The organism is Peterkaempfera bronchialis (genome assembly GCF_003258605.2).
GTDB lineage: Bacteria > Actinomycetota > Actinomycetes > Streptomycetales > Streptomycetaceae > Peterkaempfera > Peterkaempfera bronchialis.
Genome location: NZ_CP031264.1, coordinates 1,673,962 through 1,689,428 on the forward strand (window position 1 = coordinate 1,673,962; position 15,467 = coordinate 1,689,428).

The following is a 15,467-nucleotide window of genomic DNA, read 5'->3' on the forward strand; positions in this document are numbered from 1 at the left end:
GGGCGGCAGATGAGTTCGGCCATCGATCATGAAAGGACCCGGTCGGACCGAGCGGAATTTCGGCAGGCCATGGGACGGTTCTGCACCGGCGTCACCGTCATCGCGTGCGGGACCGGAACGTCCACCGAGGCGATGACCGCCAATTCGCTGACGTCCGTGTCGCTCGATCCCCTGCTGCTCCTGGTGAGCGTGCGGACGAACGGCCGGCTGCACCGGCAGCTGAGTCAGGGCGAGGCGTTCTCCGTGAGCGTGCTGGCGGAGGAGCAGCAGCAGCTGTCCGGGGTCTTCGCCCGCCAGGACCGGCCCCGTGGCATCGCGGCCTACGAGCGGCTCGGCCGCTGGACCGGAGCCGGTGGCACCGCGCTGGCCGCAGGGTCGCTCGCCGCGTTCGAGTGCACCGTCGAGGCCGCCTATCCCGGCGGCGACCACACCCTCTTCCTGGGCCGGGTGACCTCCGTCCACCAGGGGCGGACCACGGACCGGCCGCTTGTGTTCTACGCGGGCGGCTATCCCCGGCTCACCGACCAACGTCCCGTGCCCGCCCTGAGCAGGCCACGCGAGGTGGAGAGCACCCATGTCTGAACCGTCCGCACCGTCCGAGCCGTCGACGAGGTCCGCGACCGGTCCCCTTCCGCAGCCGGCTACGGCCGCCGACCCGGATGTCGTCATCGTCGGCGCAGGCCCGGCCGGCCTGCTCCTCGGCCTGCTCCTCGGCCGCCTCGGCCGCCGGGTGCTGCTGATCGAGCGGGAACCCGCCCCACGGCCCGGCCCCGGCAACGGCATCTGCCCGATCCTGCAGCCCGCCACGCTCGGTGTGCTCGGCGACCTCGGCCTGCTGCCCGACCTGGTCAAGGGCACCACCCCCGTCACCCATGGCGAGGTGATCGCCGCCGACACCGTCGTCGCGGGATACTCCTACGCCGAACTCCCGGGCGCACCGGTCGACTTCGCTCTGCCGACCTCGATCGTCCACCTGCGCGACGTGCTCACCGAGGCCGTCCTCGCCACCCCGGGCGTCGAGATCGTCTATGAGGCCACCGTGCACGGCCTGCCCGAGCGCGATGGGGCCGATGACGGCCCCCGCGGCCTGCTGCTGGAGACCGCCGAGGGGATGCGTACGCTGCGTCCCTCGCTGATCGTGGGCTGCGACGGCAAGCGCTCCGCGGTCCGCCGGATGGCCGGGATCTCCTCCGAGATCACCGAGTTCCGCCGGGGCTACCTCGAACTGCGCGTCCCCATGCCCGACTTCTGGGGCGGGGTGATGCGCGCCTACTTCACCGCCGACGGCTATATGCTCGGCACCCCGATCGCCGACGACCAACTGCTCTTCGTCTGGATCACAGACGAGACGACCGCCGGGCGGGTGGCGGACGGCTCGCTGGCGGAGCTGGTGGAGCGCTATGCGAGCGGCATCCCGGGCGCTGCCGACTGGATCCGCGCCCACACCCGCGACCGGAAGCAGGTGCGGGAGTTTCCCCACCACATCGTGCGCCCCGAGCGCTGGGTGGCCGGCAACGTCCTGCTCGTCGGTGACAGTGCGCACGGCGTGCACGTCTACGGCGGGCAGGGGCTGAACCTCTCGCTGCAGGACGCGGCCTGCCTCGCGGACGCCGTGGACGAGGCGCTGACGGCGGGCGACACCGCAGCGCTGCGCCGCTTCGAGGCCATCCGTATGCCGTTCATCTCGGCCTTCCAGGACATGCAGCGGATCCACCTGGCAGCCCTCGCGGAGCGCAGCGGGCAGCAGGGCGGCGGCCAGGGCGTCGGGCATCTGCCGGAGTTCGCCCCGCTTGCCCTCGGCCAGCCCGAGCTGCGCGCCGCCCTCGCGGCGGCCGGTCGCCGTCCCACCCGGAACGAGGGCTGACCGGATGCCACAGCCGGACTGGCACGGGTACCTGGCCCGCATCGGCTACGAGGGCCCGCTCGACCCCACCCTGGAGGTGCTCCGCGCCCTGTGCCGGGCGCATGTGCGCAGCGTCCCCTTCGAGCTGCTCGACGGACCGGACGGCATCAAGCCGGAGATCGACACGCAGAGCGTCTTCGAGAAGGTCGTGGTCCGCCGTCAGGGCGGCTCCTGCATGGAGGTCAACAACCTCTTCGCGGCGCTGCTGACCTCCCTCGGCTATGACGTGACCACGCTGGCCGCCCGCCCGTGGCTGCCCCAGGACCGGGCTTACACGGAGACCGGCGACCACATGGTCCTTCTGGTGCGGCTCGCCGGCGCCGAATGGCTGGTCGACGTCGCCTACTCCCAGTTGACCGCTGTCGAGCCGCTTGAACTCGACGGGACCGTGCGCACCGAGCGGGGCTGGGAGTTCCGGGTGCTCCGCGACGGTGAGGCGTTCGTCGCGCAGCGCAAGGGGCTCAGTGGCCGGTGGGCTCCGATCCACTGCTTCACGCGCGACCCGAAGGGCGCCGAGCACTTCGGCGAGATCGTCGAGCTCTATCTCAACCCCGCGAACGACTCACCGATCCTGCACACCCTGATGTGCTCGCGCGTCACTCCGGACGGCAAGGTCACGCTCGTCAACGACCTGCTGATCGAGGCCGTCGAGGGCGGCGCCGAGCGCAGCAGCAGGGTCGAGACCGCCCATGCCTTTCACCAGGTGATGGAGACGGTGTTCGCCGGCCATCCGCAGCTGGCCGAGCGCGGAACACGTATCCGGCAGCGCCTGATGGGAGACCACCCCCCAGCCGCACCGACCACCGAGGAGACCATCGTATGAGCAGGCCGCACATCGGCTTCGGAGCCTTTATCTCCCCCCTCCACCCACCCGGCGAGAACCCGACCCTGCAACTGTGGCGGGACCTCGAACTGGTGGAGTGGCTGGACGAACTCGGCCTGGACGAGGCATGGATCGGCGAGCACCACTCCGGTGGCTGGGGCACCATCGGCAGCCCCGAGATCTTCCTCGCGGCAGCCGCCGAGCGCACCCGGCAGATCCGGCTGGGCACCGGTGTGACCAGCCTCCCGTACCACCACCCCTTCATGGTGGCCTCGCGGATCGTCCAGCTCGACCACCAGACGCGTGGCCGGGTGATGCTGGGCGTCGGCGCCGGCTCGGCCCCGGGCGACGCCCACATGCTGGGGATCGACCCCGGCGAGCAGCGCCGGATGACCGCCGAGTCACTGGAGGCGGTACTCGAACTGCTCGCCGGACGGGGGCCGGTGACCCGGCGGACGGACTGGTTCACCCTGCGCGACGCGCGGCTGCAGCACCGACCGTTCCGCCCCGGTGGCATCGAGGTCGCGATCTCCAGCGCCGCCTCCCCGCAGAGCATGCAGCTGGCCGGGCGGCACGGGCTGAGCCCGCTGTCGTTCGCCTCGCCGCGGCCCGGCGGTACCGCGCCGGATCTGGCGCGTCAGTGGGAGTACGCCGAGGAGGCTGCTGCGGCGGCCGGTCGGACCGTACGACGTGCCGACTGGCGGCTGGTCGTCAATGTCTACGTCGGCGAGTCCCGCCGGCAGGCGATGGAGGAGCTGCGCGAGGGTGCGGCCGCCTGGATGCGGGGCTACTTCGGCGACATCGTCGGCCTGCCGGTCGATGCGCTGGGCATCGAGCCCGGCGGTGAGATCGAGGCGCTGGTGGAGTCGGGCGCCGCGATCGTCGGTTCGCCCGACGAGGTGGCCGACGGCATCGAGCAGCTCCACAAGAGCAGCGGCGGCTTTGGAAAGCTGCTGGTCACCGGCGCGGACTGGGCGTCACGCGAGAACACCAAGCGCAGCTTCGAACGCCTGGCGCGGTTTGTCGTCCCGCAGTTCAACGGGTCGCTGGAGGGCTTCGAGACCTCCCGTGAGTGGGTGAGGGAGAACCGCACCGAGTTCGTCACCCAGGCGATCGGCGCCTTCCAGAGGGCCTTCACGGACTCCGGTGCAGCCGCCCCGAAGCTTCCGCTGCCCGTCCCGGCCACCCCGGAGGAGACCTCGTGAGACCCCACGTGAGACCCGAGCAGTCCGTACCCAAGGTCGGTGGCCGACTCGACTCGCTGACCGGTCTGCGCTGGTGGGCGGCGCTGCTCGTGTTCGGCGAGCACATCTCCGCACTCAAGCTGGGCACCCGGGTCGGTGCGGACGAGCGCGGGCCCGCCGACGAGGTGCTGCACTTCTTCTTCGGCACCGGAACCATCGGCGTCAGCTGCTTCTTCATCCTCAGCGGCTTCGTCCTCGCCTGGACCTACCGGCCGGACACGGACACGGTCCGGCGATTCTGGCAGCGCCGGTTCGCCAAGATCTACCCGGTGTACCTCGTCTCGACGGTGCTGGCGTTTGTGCTGTTCGCCGGTATGGGCCAGGCGCCCAGCGTGGCCAATGTGGCGCTGCACCTGACGCTGCTTCAGTCATGGGTGCCCGACCAGGGGCTGTACTTCGGGCTCAACCCGGTCACCTGGTCGCTGAGTTGCGAGGCGTTCTTCTATCTGGCGATGCCGCTGCTCTTCCTGTGGCTGCGCCGGTCCGGGGTCAGGACCCTGTACCTGGTGATCGGCGCGGCGGTGGCGCTGTCCTTGGTGCTGCCGTACACCCTGGGCGCCCTGGTCGACCTCCCCTACCCGGCAACGGAGATGATCCCGACGGGACCGGTGGGCGGTCCCTTCGCATACTGGTTCACCTATGTCTTCCCGGGCTTCCGGGTACTGGAGTTCGCCGCCGGTGTCGCTGCGGCGCTGCTGGTGCGCAGGCAGGCATGGCGCGGCCCCTCGGTGGCCTGGTCGCTGGTGATCTGCCTGGCGGGCTGGGCGGTCAACCAGCAGCTTCCGCCCCGGCTTCAGCACGAGGCGGGGACCTTCCTCCCGTTTGTGATGCTGATGGCCGCGCTGGCGGTGGCGGACCTGCAGGGCCGGTGGAGCCCACTGCGGGGCCGCCGGATGCGCTTCCTCGGTGAGATCTCGTACTGCCTGTATGTGTTCCAGCTGCTGCTGCTCGCCGTGGTGGCCGATGTGCTGCGCCCCGCGCTCGCCGCCGCCGGAGTGCTCGCCGACAAGGAGGCGGCGCTGCCCGGCTGGCTGGTGGGTCCGGCCGTGTTGGGCTGCCTCGCCCTGTGCTCGCTGGCGGCCTGGGCGGCCTATCGCTGGGTCGAGGTGCCGATGATGCGACGCCTGCGGCCACGCGTGATGCGACCGGACGGCACCGGCCCGGTCGCACCGGCCACGGTCAGCGCCCGTATGCCCGCATGAATATGCCGATCCCGCGTTCGGCGACTGCGGCGATCGCCTCCTCGTCCAGCGCCACCTGCCCGAGGACCGACTGCAGCTGAGCCTCACCGATCAGCAGGGCCCGCAGCTGACGGGCCGCGTCCTCGGCGTCGGGTACGGACAGCCGGCCGGCCCGGTCGAGGAGGGCGAGCTGCTCCGCGATGGCGCGGATGCTCGCCTCCTGGTCGACGCCCCTCAGCGCGACGCGGAGGGACTCCTCCAGCGGGGCGTCGGCCAGGATGCGCCACCGCAGGGCGGCCGTGTCATCGCAGAGCATCAGGCGCACCCAGCGGCGGCCGAAGTCGACGAACTGCGCTCTGAGGTCGGCGCAGTCGTGGGCGGCGATGGTCTCCTTCACCACCGTGCCGAACTGCGCGGCGAGGGGGTCCATCGCGCTCTCGACGACCTTGATGACCAGGGTCTCCCGGTCGCCGAAGTGGTTGTAGAGGGTCTGCTTCGCGACGTTCGCCTCGGCGGCGATGGCGTCGACGCTGCCGCGTACGAAGCCGTCCCGGATGAAGACGCCTGCCGCCGCCTCCAGGATCTGGGCCCGGCGATCCCGGCCGCCGTGGGTTCTGCGCGGGCGCGGTCCGGCCGTGCCCGCGCGTCCGGGCCTCGTGGCGCTCTGGGGTTTCGTCACCGGTCTGCCTCCGCGTCCCGATACCGGCTTGATTTCTGGACGACTCAGTCTACTATTCAAATATAGACGGCACAGTCCAACTTTCGTGCCGCCCTGACCTTGCTCGTACGGAGGGGACTCCTGCCATGACCCGACCCACGCCCCCGGCGGCGGAGCCGGACAGCCGGATCGACGCCCAGCTCTGGTGGCTGTGCGGCGTCCTTGTGCTCGGTGCTGTGACGACCCTGCTCGACGGGACCATCGTCAACGTCGCCATCGACGCCCTGACGCAGGAGTTCGGCTCCACGCTCGACACCATCCAGTGGACCGTCACCGGATACCTCCTCGCGCTGTCCATCGTGGTGCCGCTCTCCGGCTGGGCCATGGAGCGCTTCGGCGCCAAGCGGATGTGGCTGGCCGCGCAGGCTCTCTTCCTGGTCGGCTCGGTGCTGTCCGGCGCCGCCTGGTCGGTGGAGAGCCTCATCGTCTTCCGGGTGATCCAGGGGCTCGGCGGCGGCATGGTGATGCCCATGGCGCAGGCCATGCTCGCCCGGGCCGCCGGACCGAGCAGGCTGGGCCGCGTCATGGCCGTGGTCTCCGTCCCCGCCATGCTCGCCCCGATCATCGGCCCGGTGATCGGAGGAGCGTTCGTGGACGGGCTGAACTGGCGCTGGATCTTCTTTGTGAACATCCCCATCGGCCTGTCCGCCATCGCGCTGGCCTGGGTCAAGCTGCCCGCCGGGCGGCCCGCCCGGGAGGCCCGGCTCGATGTGCTGGGCCTGCTGCTGCTCTCCCCCGGCCTCGCCCTGCTGCTCTACGGTGCCGCCGAGAGCGGCAGCAAGGGCTTCACCGGCAGCGGCAGCCTCCCGTACACGGTGGCCGGTGTGCTGCTGCTGGCCGGCTTCGCCGTGCACGCGCTGCGCACTTCCCGCACGCCCCTGATCGACCTGCGGCTGCTCGCGGACCGCGGCTACTCGGCGGCCGTGCTCACCCAGTTCACCCTGAACGCGGCCGTGTTCGGCGCCATGTTCCTGCTCCCGCTCTACTTCCAGCTGGAGCGCGGCGACACCGTGCTGCAGGCCGGCCTGATGCTGGCACCGCAGGGCGTCGGCTATGTCATCGCGATGGCCCTCGTCGGCAAGGCCACCGACCGGATGAAGCCCGGACTGCTGGCGCTGGCCGGCGTGTTCATCGCCCTGCTCGGCACGCTGCCGTTCGCCCTGATCGACGAGAACTCCAACCAGGCGGTGCTCGCCGCCGCCATGGTCGCCCGCGGTATCGGCGTCGGCGTGGTCACCCTGCCCAGCCTGGCCGCGGCCTACCGCTCCCTGGCCCCGGCGGCGATGCCTCGGGCGTCGAGCGCCATGAACATCTTCCAGCGGCTGGGCGGTTCCGTCGGCACCGCGGTCGTCGCGGTCGTTCTGCAGAACGCCATCACGGACGGCAAGGCTTCCGGGACGCCGCTCGCCGAGTCGTTCAGCCTGTCCTTCTGGTGGGTGTTCGCCTTCACCGCGCTCACCCTGCTGCCGGTGCTGTTCCTGCCCCGTACGGTCCCGGCTGCCCGGCCGGCCCCGGACGGGCAGGCGTCCCAGCCGGCGGCCCAGAAGACGGCCAACGCGTAGCAGCGCCACGGTCACGGCAGTTCGGCCCGGCCCGCGGAAGCGGAGCCGGGCCGATGTGTCGGTACCGCCGCTCACACCGTGAAGACGATCTTCCCGAAGACCTCGCCGGACTCCAGGGCGGCCAGCCCCGTCCGTACGCTCGACAGCGGCAGCACCCGGTCCACCACCGGCCGTATCCCGGCGCGTACACAGAAGGCCGCCAGTCGGGCCAGCTGATCGGCCGTCCCCATGGTCGAGCCCACCACGGACAGCTGGTTGGCGAAGATCCGGCCGAGGTCCGCAGGCGGAAAGCCACCCGTCGTCGCCCCGGAGACCACCAGCCGGCCGCCGGTGCGCAGCGCCCGCAGGGAGTGCGCCCAGGTCCTCTCGCCCACCGTGTCCAGCACCGCGTCCACCTTGTGCGGCAGCCGGGCACCGGGGGCGAGCACCAGCTCGGCGCCGATCTCCTCCAGCCTCCGCCGCTTGTCCGGCGACCGGCTCACGGCCCACACCCGGTAGCCTGCGGCCCGCCCCAGGCTGACCAGTGCGGTGCCGACACCACCGCCCGCACCCTGCACAAGGACGACGGAACCCGGCTCCGCCCCCGACTTCTCGAAGAGCATCCGATAGGCCGTCAGCCAGGCGCCGGGCAGGCAGGCGGCGTCGGTGAAGCCGATCTCGGGCGGTTTGGGCACCAGGCAGCGCCGTGGGACTGCCACCTGTTCGGCGAAGGTCCCCGGCTGCTGCACGGAGAGGAACCGGACGGCGGGGTCGCGGGTCTCATCCCCGCCACCGGCCAGCGGATCGCCGATGACCGGGTAGACGATGACCTCGTTCCCGCTCTCGTCCACCCCGGCGGCGTCGCTGCCCAGCACCACCGGGAGCTGTCCGGGCAGCACGGCGACACCGCGCAGTGTCCACAGGTCATGGTGGTTGAGCGCGGTGGCACGGACGGAGACGGTCGCCCAGCCCTCCCGCTGCTGCGGCTCGGGCCAGTCACCGGTACGCAGACCGGCGAGCGGGTCGTCCGGTACGGACCGCTCGGCGACCACGGCATACATTGCCGCCTCACCCGGCCCGCAGGCAGAGGGTGCCCCAGATGAACCCCGCGCCGATCCCCGAGATGACCAGCAGGTCGCCCCGGTTGATCTCGCCGCGCTCCATGGCCTGGTGCAGGACGGTGAAGACGGTGGCGGCGCCGGTGTTGCCGTACTTGTCGACGGTGACTCCGGCCCGGGTGCGGTCCACGCCCAGCACATCCATCGCCTCATGGACGATGTTCAGGTTCGCCTGGTGCAGGACGTAGTGGTCGACGGCCGTCGGATCCAGACCTGCCCGGTCCAGCGTGGCGCGGATGCTCTCCGGCAGCCGCTTGGTGGCCTCCACCCACACGGCCCGTCCGTCCATCTTCAGGAAGTGCTGCCGCCGGCCGACGGTCTCCGCCGTGGTGGGCAGGCTCGCGCCGCCCGAGGGGATCTCCACCGCGTGGGAGAGCGACGCATCGAGGTCCCAGGAGAGCAGGCCGTGCCCCGGCTCGGTGCGGCTCATCACCACGGCGCCGGCCGCGTCGCCGAAGAAGACGCGGGTGGAGCGCTCCTCGGGGTCGGTCACCCGGGACAGGCATTCGGCGCCGATCACCAGGACGTTGTGCAGCCGCTCGTTCTGCAGCAGGTGCGCGGCCGTCAGCATGCCGTACACACCCCCCGCACACGCCGCCTGGCCGAGGTCCAGCGGGAAGGCGTTGGCGGCGCCCAGGGCCTCCTTCACGATCAGCGCGGTCGACGGCAGAGGCTGGTCGTAGGTGAAGGTTGCGACGATGATCGCGTCGATGTCCGTGGCGGCGCGGCCGCTGTTCTCCAGCGCCTGCCGGGCCGCCGCAACACACATGTCGGACGTGGTCCGACCGTCCTCCAGCCAACGCCGCTCCCGGATTCCGGTACGGGAGGTGATCCATTCGTCGGTGGTGTCCAGCGTCCGCACCAGATCGGCATTGGTGACGATGTCGGACGGCACATGGCAGCCGGTGCCGACGATGCCCACGGGAAACTGAAGGCCACCCTGCCGAACTCCGGTCAATTCCGCGGTACTCGCAATGGTGTCTGGCATTTCTGCTCACTTCCCGGAGAGAGGGGAACGCCGCTTCGCACGGCTTTCCTGCGGTGCTCGGGACTCTAATTTCCGGCCGACGGGCAGGACCAGGCGCGAAAGGCCAGTGACGGCAGTATTTTCGTGGTGGCTGTTCGGCGCGACCGATCACCCTGCCCGGACGGGCAGGGTGCTGACCGGACCTTCCGTCGATGGCGATGGGGCAGCCGGAACGGCTCTTCCGGCAGCCCCTGCCCGAAGACAAGACTCCGCACCATGGCAGACATTGCAATCAGCGGGCCGCACGGCGTGGGAATCAGAGCAATCGGCGGCCGTCTTCCCGAACGGGTCGTCACCAATGCCGAACTCGAGCAGCGCCTGGACACCACCGATGCCTGGATCAGCGAGTACATCGGGGTGCAGACCCGTCGCTGGTCGGCTCCCGACGAGTGGTCCTCCGACCTCGGCGCCGCCGCCCTGCTCGACGCCTGCGAGCGAGCCGGAGTCAGCCCCGAAACCGTCGACCTGCTCATCTGCGGCACCTACACCCCGGACCACCTCATCCCGGCGACGGCCGTGGCCATCATGGGCAAGGCCGGAATCCAGGGCGTGCCCGGCTTCGATGTCAACACCGGCGGCTGCCCCGGCGGCACCTGGGCACTGGACGTAGGCGCCAAGTACGTGGCCTCCGGCGCCTACCGGCGGGTCGCCGTCGTCCTGGCCGACGTCAGCACCAAGACCTTCGACCCCCAGGACCGCACCGTCGGCGTCATCTTCGGCGACGGCGCCGCGTGCTACCTGCTGGAGCCGGTCGAGGCGGGCAAGGGCGTCACCTCCGCCCTGCTGCGCAGCGACCCGACCGCGTACACCACCGCCTATGTCAAGCGCGAGAAGCGCACCTGGGCCGACGGCACCCCCAAGCAGTCGGCCTTCGGCGACAACTTCGCCCATATGCACGGCCGTGGCGTCCGTGACTTCGCCCTGGACCGGGTCCCCGGATTCGTCGAGGAGCTCGTCAAGACCCACGACCTCTCCGTCGACGACATCGACCTCATCGTCTTCCACCAGGCCAACTACCATCTGATCCACTTGCTGATGGAGAGGCTGGGCCTGCCCGCCGACCGGACGATGACCAACGTCCAGAAGTACGGCAACACCTCCGGCGCCGGCGTACCGCTCGTCCTCCGGGAGGCCATGGACACCGGCCGCCTGAAGCCCGGCAGCAACGTCGTCATCGTCTCCTTCGGCGCGGGCATGAGCCACGGCGGGACCTTGATCCGCTGGACCGGCGACGACGACTTCGGCCTCTTCTCATGAACGCCCCCGGACCGGTTGCCATCGTCGGCGCGGGCACCATGGGCGCGGGGCTGGCCCAGGTGGCGGCTGCGGCCGGCCGGGACGTGGTCCTCTACAGCCGCACCGGGGCAGGACTGGACCGGGCCACCGCGGCCATCGAGGAGTCGCTGCGCCGCATCGCCCGCCGGGATGCGGACGACGGCGCACCCGCTGATCCGGCCGAGGTGCTCGGCCGGATCAGCCGCACCACCGACCTCGGTGACTGCGCCCGGGCCGACGTGGTGATCGAGTCGATCGCCGAGGACCTTCGCGTCAAGCAGGGGGTCTTCGCCGCACTCGACCACCTCTGCACCGGCGCGCGGATCCTCGCCACCAACACGTCGGGCATCCCCATCGGCCTGATCGCCCGTGCCACGGCACGGCCCGAGCGGGTCGTCGGCACGCACTTCTTCTCGCCGGTGCCGATGATGAGGCTCTGCGAGATCGTGCGCGGCCCGGAGACCTCCGACACGGCGATGGCCGTCGCACGGGCCTTCGCCGACGAGATCGGCAAGGAGAGCGTCGTCGTCGACCGGGACACCCCCGGATTCATCACCACCCGACTGCTGACCGTCCTGATCCTGGAGGCCATCCGCATGGTCGAGGACGGCACCTGCCGGGCCGCCGACCTCGACCGGGCCTGCCAGTTGGGCTTCGGCCATCCCATGGGCCCGCTCGCTTCCGTCGATCTGAGCGGACTGGACGTCTTCCAGGACGTGGCAGCCGGACTCCACCGGGCCACCGGGAACCCCGCGTACCAAGCGCCTGCCCTGCTCGGCGACCTCGTCGCGGCCGGGCATCACGGACGCAAGACCGGCCGCGGATTCCATGACTACGCCGACACGGCCGGCCAGGCCAGGGCAGGAGTGCGATGACCAGGGACCCCACTGCGGAGTTCAGCAGGATCGAGATCACCTGGGAGCGCGGGGTCACCCGGCTGCATCTGATCCGCCCGGAGCGGCGCAACGCGATCGACCTGCGGCTCGCCCAGGAACTCCTGCGGGCCGCCCTGCTGGAGCGCACCGCCTCCAGCGGCTGCGTCCTGCTCACCGGAGCCGGCGACCACTTCTGCGTCGGCGGCGATCTGAAGGCGTTCGAGGCGGCGGACGACCTGCCCAGCCATCTGATGGAGATCACCAGCTACCTCCACGCGGCGCTCAGCCGTCTGGCGGCCATGGCCGCCCCGCTGGTGGTCGCCGCGCAGGGCCACGTCGCGGGTGCCGGCCTCGGCCTCGCCTGCCTGGCCGACGTGCTGCTCACCGACGAGAGCGCCACCTTCCGTTCGGCGTACGGCGCGCTCGGTCTGACCCCCGACGCCTCGACCAGCCATCTGCTGCCGCGGCTGGTGGGACTGCGCAGAGCCCAGCACATGACCCTGCTCGGCCATGTGATGAACGCCGAGGAGTCCGAGAAGTGGGGTCTGTCCACCGAGACCGTACCGGCGGGGCAGTTGCAGAAGCGGGCCCTGGAGGTCGCCGTGGAGCTCGCCGCCGGTCCCACCACGGCCTACGGCCAGACCAAGCGGCTGCTGCGGTCCTCGTTCGCCCGCTCTCTCGCCGACCACCTTGAGGACGAGTCGGTGACCCTCAGCGCTGCGGCGGGGACGGCGGACGCCATGGAGGGCATCTCCGCGTTCTCCGGCCGCCGGTCCGCACAGTTCGGAGTACGGACATGACCACCACCCCGCTGCTCGTCGAACGCCGCGGCCCCGTCGCCGTCCTCACCCTCAACCGACCCGAGGTGCTCAACGCCGTCGACTCCGCCCTGGCTGCCGAACTCGGCGCGGCACTGGACCTCCTGGACCGCGACCCCGAGCTGCGGGTCGGCGTGCTCACCGGCGCCGGCCGGGCGTTCTGCGCCGGAGCCGACCTCAAGGCACTGGCTGCGGGGGAACCCGTCCACGACCCCGCCCACGAGGAATGGGGATTCGCCGGGATCACCCACCACCCGGTGCGCAAGCCGCTGATCGCCGCCGTCGACGGCGTGGCATACGGCGGCGGCACCGAGATCGTGCTGGCCTGCGATCTGGTCGTGGCCGGCGAAGAGGCCCGATTCGGCCTGCCGGAAGCCTCCCGTGGGCTGCTTGCCGGGGCGGGCGGGCTGATCCGGCTGCCACAGCAGGTCCCGTTCCGCGCTGCCATGGAGGCCGCACTGACCGGGGAGCCCATCTCCGCCGCGACAGCGCGGGAATGGCATCTCGTCAACCGACTGGTCCCGCAGGGCGAGGCGCTGTCCATGGCGCTCGTCCTCGCCGAGCGGATCGCGGCCAACGCTCCTCTGTCGGTGCAGGCCAGCAGGCGGCTGATCCGCGCTGCCGCCGCCGGCGCACCCGAGTCAGAGATCTGGTCCGAGAACGCCGAATTCAGCACACAACTACTGGCCAGCCAGGACGCGAAGGAAGGCATGCTGGCGTTCGCCGAACGCCGCTCCCCGGTCTGGCAGGGACGCTGAGGAGGGGCAGAGGTGGACATTCACGGCAATGTCGCGCTGGTCACCGGCGGCACGTCCGGGTTGGGGCTGGCCTCTGCCCGGCGACTCGTCGCCTCCGGTGCCCGGGTGGTCTTCATGGGCCGCCGATCGGACCGGGCGGAGAAGGTCACCGCCGACCTCGGCAGCCACGCCGTCTTCGTACCCGGCGATGTCACCCGTACCGAGGACGTGGCAGCGGCCGTCGACGCGGCCCGTTCGCTGGGGCGGCTCGGAGCGCTGATCAGCTGCGCGGGCATCGCGGTGCCGGGACGCACCCTGGGCCGCAGAGGCCCGCTGCCTCTGGAGGACTTCGAGCGCGTGGTGCGGGTCAACCTCCTGGGCACCTTCAATGTGGTCAGGTTGGCCGCCGAGGCGATGGCCGCCAATCAACCGGTCGACGGCGACCGTGGGGTGGTGGTCTGCACCTCGTCCATCGCCGCGTACGAAGGCCAGGAAGGGCAGACCGCGTACACCGCCGCCAAGGCGGCAATCGCGGGCATGACCCTGCCGCTCGCCCGCGACCTGGCCCGGCACGCGATCCGGGTGGTGACCATCGCCCCGGGCCTGTTCGACACGCCCATGGTCGCCGGACTCTCGCACGAGGCACGCGACTCGCTCGCCCGGCAGACCCCGCATCCCGTACGACTGGGCCGCACCGAGGAGTTCGCGTCGCTGGTCGCGCACATCATCGACAACCCCATGCTCAACGGCGAGGTCATCAGACTGGACGGGGCGGTGCGCCTTGGCCCGATCTGACGGCGTGGGCCGGTCCAGGCGGCCGGGCCCCCGCATCTGGCTTGCCGGTACGGACCGATCGGCACGCGAACAGGCGGCGCTGGTACGGATGCTGTCCGCACCGGAACGGGCCCGCCTCGCGCGGATGCCGGCTGCGGCTCAGTCCTCGTACGCGACGGCGCACGCACTGCTCCGGCTCGTTCTGGCGCCGGTGCTGCGGGTCGCACCGGAGCGGGTCGGCATCGGCCGGGACTCGGCGGGGCGGCCGCTGGTCGAGGGTGCACCATGGCTGCACATCAGCCTCTCGCACACCGCAGGCGCCGTACTGGCGGGCTTCTCCACGACGGGCCCTTTCGGTGTCGACATCGAACGGGTGCGTCCGCTGCGGATGCCGGGGATGCTGGCCGAGCGGGTGCTCGACCCGGCGGATCTGGCCCGCTGGGCCGGTGCGGGGCAGGGCGGTACGGCAGGGGCGGCAGGTGCGGCGCGGTCGCAGGCAGCGCTGCTGCGGCGCTGGACCTGTAAGGAGGCGGTGCTCAAAGCCTGCGGTACGGGGCTGCCCGGCGGGGTCTCCCGGGTGGTGGCCTGGCCGGACCCGCATCACTGGTCCGTACCGGGTGTGCCCGGGCTGCGGGCCGGGTCGCTGTGGCGGACCGCCGAGCCGCAGGTCGGGGCCGGACATGTCGCCGCGGTCGCCGTGCCGGCGGGGTCGGCTGGGTCGGCTGGGTCGGCTGAGTTCGCCGTGATCACCGGAGGGCGCTCAGACCAGGCCCTCCTGGAGGGCCAGTGCCACAGCCAGGGTGCGGTTGGGGGAGTTGAGCTTGGCGAGCAGGTTGGTGACGTGCCGCTTGACCCCGTGTTCGGAGATGGTGAGTCGGCGGGCGATCTGCTTGTTGCTGAGGCCCTCCGCCAGCAGCGAGAGGACCTGCTGCTCGCGGGGGGTGAGCGAGACCTTGCGGGATGAGTGGAACCCGGCGGTCCCCCGGACGCGCACCATCAGGGTGCGGGCCAGCCCTGCGGGCAGCGGCATCTCCCCCCGGTCCAGCCGGGCCAACGCCTCGCACAGGCTCGCCGAGGTCAGCTCGGACTGTATGAGGAAGCCATGTGAGGAGAGCAGCACCACCTCGTCGATGGCCTCCAGGCGAAGGTCTTCGAGGAGCAGGAGGACGCGTGCCTCGAAGGCTTCCGCCTCCTGGATCAGCCCGGGCGCCAGCTCGCCGCTGCCATGGCAGACGACGATGTCGGGCCGGTGCTCGATAAGGAGTTCACGGGCGGCGACCGGGCCGCTGCACGACCAGACCTGGGCGACGGAGGGGACATTGTGGAGCAGGTTGAACACGCCGCAGCGGACCAACTCGCTCTCCAGGACCACCAGTACGGAGGTCCGGGCGAGGGAACCGACCGGATTCGAGTACACCTGTATATCGCTCATG

The 15,467-nt window shown here is 71.2% G+C and carries 15 protein-coding genes and 1 pseudogene; 12 read left to right on the top strand and 4 right to left on the bottom strand.

All coding sequences use genetic code 11. From position 1 onward, the window contains the following. The first annotated feature begins 69 nt into the window (after positions 1-69). From C7M71_RS07305 to C7M71_RS07325, 5 genes are read left to right on the top strand one after another with little or no spacing between them, the layout of a single operon-like run. A complete protein-coding gene (locus C7M71_RS07305; protein ID WP_162824167.1) occupies positions 70-582 on the top strand; it encodes a flavin reductase family protein in 513 nt (170 codons plus the stop codon). Then, positions 575-1,864, top strand: a complete 1,290-nt coding sequence (locus C7M71_RS07310; RefSeq protein ID WP_111489746.1) for an FAD-dependent oxidoreductase — start codon at positions 575-577, stop codon at positions 1,862-1,864. The genes C7M71_RS07305 and C7M71_RS07310 overlap by 8 nt, the downstream gene beginning before the upstream one ends. A 4-nt stretch (positions 1,865-1,868) precedes the next feature. After that, positions 1,869-2,726: an arylamine N-acetyltransferase family protein gene (locus tag C7M71_RS07315; RefSeq protein ID WP_111489747.1), complete on the top strand. Its 858-nt coding sequence runs from the start codon at positions 1,869-1,871 to the stop codon at positions 2,724-2,726. After that, entirely contained in the window at positions 2,723-3,931 is a 1,209-nt protein-coding gene (locus C7M71_RS07320) for an LLM class flavin-dependent oxidoreductase (RefSeq protein ID WP_111489748.1), read from the top strand. Before C7M71_RS07315 ends, C7M71_RS07320 begins: the two co-directional genes overlap by 4 nt. Beyond that, positions 3,928-5,172, top strand: coding sequence for an acyltransferase family protein (locus tag C7M71_RS07325; RefSeq protein WP_162824168.1), 1,245 nt, complete (start codon positions 3,928-3,930; stop codon positions 5,170-5,172). Before C7M71_RS07320 ends, C7M71_RS07325 begins: the two co-directional genes overlap by 4 nt. On the opposite strand, the gene C7M71_RS07330 is transcribed toward C7M71_RS07325, so the two are convergent. Next, positions 5,150-5,830 carry a TetR/AcrR family transcriptional regulator gene (locus C7M71_RS07330; RefSeq protein WP_162824169.1) on the bottom strand — a complete coding sequence of 227 codons (681 nt, stop codon included), beginning with the start codon at positions 5,828-5,830 and terminating at the stop codon, positions 5,150-5,152. The genes C7M71_RS07325 and C7M71_RS07330 overlap by 23 nt on opposite strands. Before the next feature lie 125 nt (positions 5,831-5,955). Between C7M71_RS07330 and C7M71_RS07335 the strand changes: the two genes are divergently transcribed. Further along, on the top strand, positions 5,956-7,431 hold the full coding sequence (locus tag C7M71_RS07335) for an MDR family MFS transporter (RefSeq protein WP_111489750.1): 1,476 nt from the start codon (positions 5,956-5,958) through the stop codon (positions 7,429-7,431). A gap of 71 nt (positions 7,432-7,502) precedes the next feature. Here the strand turns inward: C7M71_RS07335 and C7M71_RS07340 are convergent, their stop codons facing one another. After that, complete coding sequence (locus tag C7M71_RS07340; protein WP_111489751.1) at positions 7,503-8,471, bottom strand: zinc-binding dehydrogenase; 969 nt, start codon at positions 8,469-8,471, stop codon at positions 7,503-7,505. A 7-nt stretch (positions 8,472-8,478) separates the two neighbouring features. After that, complete coding sequence (locus tag C7M71_RS07345; protein ID WP_229758597.1) at positions 8,479-9,450, bottom strand: 3-oxoacyl-ACP synthase III family protein; 972 nt, start codon at positions 9,448-9,450, stop codon at positions 8,479-8,481. Between the two features lie 321 nt (positions 9,451-9,771). Between C7M71_RS07345 and C7M71_RS07350 the strand changes: the two genes are divergently transcribed. The 6 genes and pseudogenes from C7M71_RS07350 to C7M71_RS33170 all read left to right on the top strand — a co-directional run. Next, the gene (locus C7M71_RS07350) at positions 9,772-10,812 is read left to right on the top strand and encodes a 3-oxoacyl-ACP synthase III family protein (RefSeq protein ID WP_111489753.1); all 1,041 of its coding nucleotides are present in this window, start codon (positions 9,772-9,774) and stop codon (positions 10,810-10,812) included. Further along, entirely contained in the window at positions 10,809-11,705 is an 897-nt protein-coding gene (locus tag C7M71_RS07355; protein ID WP_111489754.1) for a 3-hydroxyacyl-CoA dehydrogenase family protein, read from the top strand. Before C7M71_RS07350 ends, C7M71_RS07355 begins: the two co-directional genes overlap by 4 nt. Then, positions 11,702-12,505: an enoyl-CoA hydratase/isomerase family protein gene (locus C7M71_RS07360; protein ID WP_111489755.1), complete on the top strand. Its 804-nt coding sequence runs from the start codon at positions 11,702-11,704 to the stop codon at positions 12,503-12,505. Before C7M71_RS07355 ends, C7M71_RS07360 begins: the two co-directional genes overlap by 4 nt. Further along, positions 12,502-13,281: a crotonase/enoyl-CoA hydratase family protein gene (locus C7M71_RS07365; RefSeq protein WP_111489756.1), complete on the top strand. Its 780-nt coding sequence runs from the start codon at positions 12,502-12,504 to the stop codon at positions 13,279-13,281. The genes C7M71_RS07360 and C7M71_RS07365 overlap by 4 nt, the downstream gene beginning before the upstream one ends. Before the next feature lie 12 nt (positions 13,282-13,293). Beyond that, positions 13,294-14,055 carry an SDR family NAD(P)-dependent oxidoreductase gene (locus tag C7M71_RS07370; RefSeq protein ID WP_111489757.1) on the top strand — a complete coding sequence of 254 codons (762 nt, stop codon included), beginning with the start codon at positions 13,294-13,296 and terminating at the stop codon, positions 14,053-14,055. 124 nt (positions 14,056-14,179) lie between these two features. After that, positions 14,180-14,593: pseudogene (locus C7M71_RS33170) on the top strand (4'-phosphopantetheinyl transferase family protein); the annotation flags it as partial. Between the two features lie 201 nt (positions 14,594-14,794). Here the strand turns inward: C7M71_RS33170 and C7M71_RS31535 are convergent. Then, positions 14,795-15,466, bottom strand: coding sequence for a helix-turn-helix transcriptional regulator (locus C7M71_RS31535; protein WP_111489759.1), 672 nt, complete (start codon positions 15,464-15,466; stop codon positions 14,795-14,797). Position 15,467: the final 1 nt, after the last annotated feature.

Excerpts from the sequence above, each read along its gene's own strand:
- C7M71_RS07305 (WP_162824167.1), top strand. The coding sequence starts at position 70 with ATGGGACGGTTCTGCACCGGCGTCACCGTCATCGCGTGCGGGACCGGA.
- C7M71_RS07310 (WP_111489746.1), top strand. The coding sequence starts at position 575 with ATGTCTGAACCGTCCGCACCGTCCGAGCCGTCGACGAGGTCCGCGACC.
- C7M71_RS07315 (WP_111489747.1), top strand. The coding sequence starts at position 1,869 with ATGCCACAGCCGGACTGGCACGGGTACCTGGCCCGCATCGGCTACGAG.
- C7M71_RS07320 (WP_111489748.1), top strand. The coding sequence starts at position 2,723 with ATGAGCAGGCCGCACATCGGCTTCGGAGCCTTTATCTCCCCCCTCCAC.
- C7M71_RS07335 (WP_111489750.1), top strand. The coding sequence starts at position 5,956 with ATGACCCGACCCACGCCCCCGGCGGCGGAGCCGGACAGCCGGATCGAC.
- C7M71_RS07340 (WP_111489751.1), bottom strand. The coding sequence starts at position 8,471 with ATGTATGCCGTGGTCGCCGAGCGGTCCGTACCGGACGACCCGCTCGCC.
- C7M71_RS07350 (WP_111489753.1), top strand. The coding sequence starts at position 9,772 with ATGGCAGACATTGCAATCAGCGGGCCGCACGGCGTGGGAATCAGAGCA.
- C7M71_RS07355 (WP_111489754.1), top strand. The coding sequence starts at position 10,809 with ATGAACGCCCCCGGACCGGTTGCCATCGTCGGCGCGGGCACCATGGGC.
- C7M71_RS07360 (WP_111489755.1), top strand. The coding sequence starts at position 11,702 with ATGACCAGGGACCCCACTGCGGAGTTCAGCAGGATCGAGATCACCTGG.
- C7M71_RS07365 (WP_111489756.1), top strand. The coding sequence starts at position 12,502 with ATGACCACCACCCCGCTGCTCGTCGAACGCCGCGGCCCCGTCGCCGTC.
- C7M71_RS31535 (WP_111489759.1), bottom strand. The coding sequence starts at position 15,466 with ATGAGCGATATACAGGTGTACTCGAATCCGGTCGGTTCCCTCGCCCGG.